Annotated in this window: 4 protein-coding genes; 2 read left to right on the top strand and 2 right to left on the bottom strand. The window is 34.5% G+C overall.

All coding sequences use genetic code 11. The annotated features are described in order from the left end of the window. Window positions 1-1,262 (top strand): L-aspartate oxidase (locus tag ACILQF_RS10385; protein WP_395627341.1); only part of this gene is annotated, 1,262 nt, incomplete at its 5' end. A gap of 9 nt (window positions 1,263-1,271) precedes the next feature. After that, window positions 1,272-1,793: a gamma carbonic anhydrase family protein gene (locus ACILQF_RS10380; protein WP_395627340.1), complete on the top strand. Its 522-nt coding sequence runs from the start codon at window positions 1,272-1,274 to the stop codon at window positions 1,791-1,793. Here the strand turns inward: ACILQF_RS10380 and ACILQF_RS10375 are convergent. Both ACILQF_RS10375 and mnmG read right to left on the bottom strand, forming a co-directional pair. Beyond that, complete coding sequence (locus tag ACILQF_RS10375; protein ID WP_395627339.1) at window positions 1,774-3,408, bottom strand: Ig-like domain-containing protein; 1,635 nt, start codon at window positions 3,406-3,408, stop codon at window positions 1,774-1,776. The two genes, ACILQF_RS10380 and ACILQF_RS10375, sit on opposite strands and share 20 nt — an antisense overlap. Before the next feature lie 133 nt (window positions 3,409-3,541). Continuing rightward, window positions 3,542-5,180: tRNA uridine-5-carboxymethylaminomethyl(34) synthesis enzyme MnmG (mnmG, locus tag ACILQF_RS10370; protein ID WP_395627338.1), on the bottom strand; the 1,639-nt coding region annotated here is incomplete at its 5' end.

The raw sequence follows: 5,180 nt of genomic DNA, 5'->3' as shown, positions 1-5,180 counted from the left end.
TAGCAAAGGAAGGCGGACATTCAGAAAGTAGGGTACTTCATTATAAGGATATTACTGGTTTTGAAATTGAAAGATCTTTATTAGAACAAATTCATCATAATCCCAATATTGAAATTCTTACTCATTATTTTGCTGTAGAATTAATCACACAGCATCATATTGGTGTATTTGTGGATCGGAAGTCGGATGATATTGAATGTTATGGTATATATGCCTTAAATACTGCGACTAATAAAGTTGAAAAGTTTCTCTCTAAAGTTACTCTTATGGCTTCTGGTGGTGCTGGGCATGTGTATTCTACCACCACGAATCCTGTTATAGCTACGGGTGATGGTATAGCAATGGGTTATCGTGCTAAGGCTAAAGTTCGTAATATGGAGTTTATTCAGTTTCATCCTACTGCGCTTTATAATCCTGGAGAGTATCCATCTTTTTTAATTTCAGAAGCTGTTCGAGGTTTTGGTGGTGTTCTAAAAACTAAAAATGAACAAGAATTTATGCACCAATACGATGAGCGCGGATCTCTCGCTCCGCGAGATATTGTGGCGCGTGCTATTGATGCGGAGATGAAAAAATCTGGGGATGATTTTGTTTATTTAGATATTCGTCATCGTTCAAAAGCAGATATTTTATCTCACTTCCCCAATATTTATGCAAAATGTTTAAGTATTGGAATTGATATGACTCGGGATTTAATTCCGGTGACTCCTGCGGCTCATTATATGTGTGGTGGTATACTCGTTGATCAAGATGGTAAGTCATCTATACATCGCTTATATGCGTGTGGTGAATGTGCCAGCACCGGGCTTCATGGTGCTAATCGTTTAGCTTCAAACTCTTTACTTGAAGCACCAGTTTTTGCACATCGTATTTTTGAGCACGCTATTAAGGTTTTTAAAAATTACACTATTTTGGATACTATCCCCGAATGGGATGAAACGGATACTAAGTTATCTAATGAAGATATTCTTGTTACCCATAATTTACGTGAGACTCAAAAAGTTATGAGTGATTATGTTGGAATTGTTCGTTCAGATTTCAGACTTGATCGAGCAATGCGTCGTTTAGGTTTATTGTATGAAGAGACTGAATCTTTTTATAAAAAAACTACCCTTTCTGTGAAGTTATGTGAATTAAGGAATGTGATACAAAATGCTTATATCGTTATTAAATCAGCTAAATTACGTAAAGAAAGCCGTGGTTTACATTTTAATACAGATTATAAAGTACATGCAGAAGCACCACATGATACTGTATTTTAAATTTAGATTATGCCATTAATTTTACCTGTTAAAGGAGTATATCCGACTATTGGGACGGATTGTTTTCTTGCTGAAAATTCAACTATTGTGGGTGATGTAACCATGGGTAAACATTGTTCCGTTTGGTTTAGTGCTGTAATTAGAGGGGATGTTAATTACATTACGATTGGCGATAATACCAATATTCAGGATGGTGCGGTTATTCATTGTACTTATTTAAAAGCACCAACAATTATTGGAAATAATGTTTCTATTGGGCATAACGCCTTGGTGCATGGTTGTGTTTTGCAAGATCATGTTCTTATTGGAATGGGAGCTATAGTGATGGATCATGCTATTGTTGAAGAGTTCTGTATTATTGCCGCTGGTGCTATTGTTTTAGAAAATACGACTTGTGAGTCTGGTTTTCTTTATGCTGGTATACCGGCTCGAAAAATAAAACCACTTACGGAAGAACAAATTACTCTTTTGAAAAAACTTCCAGAAAATTATAAAATGTACTCCAATTGGTTTATTCCGGATTCGGAATAAGTATATTTTCTTCCAAATCCCAATTCGGTCTAATAGTGACTATTTTATCAAAAATCCAAGTATTTTCAGGTTGTATTCCTAATTGAAGATTTCCTGTATCCCATTCTTTGTTCTTATTTAGGTCATAGATTACCCTGATTTTATATTTTCCTGTTGGATAACGTGTGTAACTTATTGTCTTGTTTTTATTTAGGTTGTCTTCTCTAAGTAATTTGTAGTCTTCTGTTAGCCATTGTATTACATAGGTTTTGCTTGTATCAGGCACGGTTATATTCATAGAGATACTTCCATAATTATCTTCTATATCAAGTTCAAATTTCCTATTATAAAGTTTAGACTTATTACCTGAAATATCCTCAAAAGTATTGTTTTCAAATTTCAAAAGGTATTGTTTATTTAGTTTCCAAGGATATTTTAGCGTGTATGTTTTTTGTAAATTTTTATTCTCCAGAATGCTATAATTCTTCACAGGAATCGAGTCCTCTAAAACACTTATAAGCTTCTCGTTTAGTGATTTGATGGGCGTAGAGAAGCGGATATTTAGTTCGGAACCGGGTTTTAGTCTTCCATTGGTTATATTGTCTGCTATACCTAATATTTCTGTATAGGTATCTTTTTTGTTTCTTCTTATTGTAATGGTATCTAAGGCTGTTTTCGCAGATTTAATAGCCACTTTTATAGAATCAAAGGTTAACTCAGGAAGCCAAATTCTCGCTGAATCTCTGCTTGTTGAAAATTCAACCGTTTTTAGACTATTGAGTGTTATTGGTTCTAAAATATCTACGGCTGGCTCTATTATTGGTTTATTGAAAATAATAGATATTTTACCATCATTTTCTATTTTTCTATCGATAATGGCGAATTGTTTAGGTATTTCTTTAAATAAACTTAAAATAATATTGTTGGTGTCTTTATTTAGTTTTATTGGATTTTTTAAAAAAGCTATTTCTTCCAGTTTCCCGTTGTAAATTCTATCACCACCTCCTTGTTCATTTAGTGCATATATTTTATAATTATCTTCTCTTAGATTTGATAATTTAAAGTTTCCTGCGGTGTCTGTTGTGGTGAAAAAATTCGGTTTTTTCTTTCCAAATAATGAATCCTGACTAAGCGGCAGGATAAAAACGGTGACATCTTTTATTTTTTGTTTTGTTAAGGCGTTTATTACTGTGCCCGATATGGATAATGAATCGATCTCGTTCCCGGTTGAAAATACATAACTGTAATTTTTTAAAATATTTCCTTCGTTTACATCCAATATTGCCTTTCCAAAGTTTATGGTGTAGGTGGTATTTTGTAATAGAGGTTCTTCAAAATTTATAGTGAGTTTTTCTTTTTTGGCTTTGTAAACTGGTGGGATATCCATACTTGGCGAAACACTGATCTCTGTAAACTCATTACTCAGTTTAATAAATTCGTCAAATTCTATTTCTATTTTTTGAACATTAAAATTTCTACTTAAGTTTTTTGGGATCTCTTTAATAATAACCGGTTGTATAGTATCTTTTGGTCCGCCGGTTGGCGATTGCACACTTGCGCATGAGGAAATTAAAAAAATTGATGTTACCCATAATAACGCAATGGTTAAACCAAGTGTTCTTTTAAAATTGACCATTTTTAAGCCTCCTGTTGAGTTTTGTATCTTTCTAAACCTAAATCATTGCTTGTGTTGAGATAGTGCCTTAGAATCAATATTTTTTTATTGTTTTATTTTTAATATAAATATCAGTAAATCAGATACTTAGGTATTAACGACTCATGTGAACCATTAAAACTGAAATATCTGACGGAGAAACTCCCGAAATCCTTGAAGCTTGTCCGAGTGTTCTTGGTTTTATCTTCATTAATTTTTCGCGTGCTTCTTTTGATAGTGATACGAGTTGGCGATAGTTGAATTCTGGATTAATTATTGAATCCTCCATTCGTTTCATTTTATCTACTATTTCTAACTCTTTTTCAAAGTAGCTTTCATATTTAACGTTTATTTCCGCTTGTTCAATTGTTTCGAGATCGTAATTTTCTAAGAGTTCATAAAATATTGGATCCGCTTTTCTTAAGTCATCAAATCCAATTTGCGGCCTTGTGATTAATTGAAACATTTTTACGTTTTGTGATATTCTGGGGGTACCTTGACTTTCTAATATATGATTTACTGCTGATGGGGTTATTGATGTATTTTTTAAATAAGCTACAATTTTGTCTGCGTTCCTTATTTTTTTATTTACTTTTTCTAAGCGGTCATCACTAATTAACCCCAGTTGATGGCCGATCCCACTTAGTCGGATGTCTGCATTATCTTGTCTTAATAATAATCGATGTTCTGCTCTTGATGTAAACATTCTATAGGGCTCTTCTGTACCTTTGGTTACCAGGTCATCTATTAATACACCAATATAAGATTCTGCCCTTTTTAATATTAGCTCTTCTTTTTGATTTATCTTTTGATGGGCATTGATACCTGCCATGAAGCCTTGGCATGCTGCCTCTTCATAACCGGTTGTTCCGTTTATTTGCCCCGCAAAATATAAATGCTCAATTTTTTTTGTTTCAAGTGTTAAGTTCAATTGAGTAGGAGGGAAGAAGTCGTATTCAATTGCATAACCAGGTCTAAACATCTTGGCATTTTCAAAGCCTGGTATTTTTGTAAGAGCCTTATATTGTACATCCTCAGGAAGTGAAGTTGAAAACCCATTCACATAAATTTCCACGGTATTCCATCCTTCGGGTTCTACAAATATTTGATGTCTATCGCGTTCGGCAAATCTGTTTATTTTATCTTCAATTGAGGGGCAATACCTAGGACCTAAACCTTTTATTCTTCCGGTAAACATTGGTGATTTCTCAAAGCCCTCTTTTAATGCTTCGTGAACTTCTGAATTTGTATAGGTAATCCAGCAGCATCTCTGTTCGGTGGGTAAATCAACATTGGTATATGAAAATCTTCCGCGTTTTTCATCGCCCCACTGCTCTTCCATTTTTGAGTAATCCAATGATCTGCCATCAACCCTTGGTGGTGTACCCGTCTTCATTCGCCCTGCTTCGAAGCCAAGGTCAACCAATTGTTCAGTTATTCCCGTTGCAGATTTTTCCCCAGTTCGTCCACCACCAAATTTCTTTTCCCCGACGTGTATAATACCATTTAAAAAGGTACCGTTTGTTAATACCACCGCTCTTGATTCTATTCTTATGCCTAAAGATGTATGCACACCACAAACCTTATTTTCTTCTATGATTAAGGAGGTTGCCGTATCTTGCCAGAAGTCTACATTTGGTGTTTTTTCGAGTGCCAACCGCCATTCTTCGGCAAATCTTTTTCTATCACTTTGTGCTCTAGGGCTCCACATCGCCGGACCTTTAGAACTATTAAGCATTCTAAATTGTAGGGTG

This window comes from Daejeonella sp. (assembly GCF_044232565.1).
Taxonomy (GTDB): domain Bacteria; phylum Bacteroidota; class Bacteroidia; order Sphingobacteriales; family Sphingobacteriaceae; genus Daejeonella.
Note: the sequence above shows the minus strand (reverse complement) of the source record. Positions and strands in the feature narration are given on the sequence as shown.

What these genes read in the sequence shown, in the direction of transcription:
- ACILQF_RS10380 (WP_395627340.1), top strand. Translation starts at nt 1,272, where the DNA reads ATGCCATTAATTTTACCTGTTAAAGGAGTATATCCGACTATTGGGACG.
- ACILQF_RS10375 (WP_395627339.1), bottom strand. Translation starts at nt 3,408, where the DNA reads ATGGTCAATTTTAAAAGAACACTTGGTTTAACCATTGCGTTATTATGG.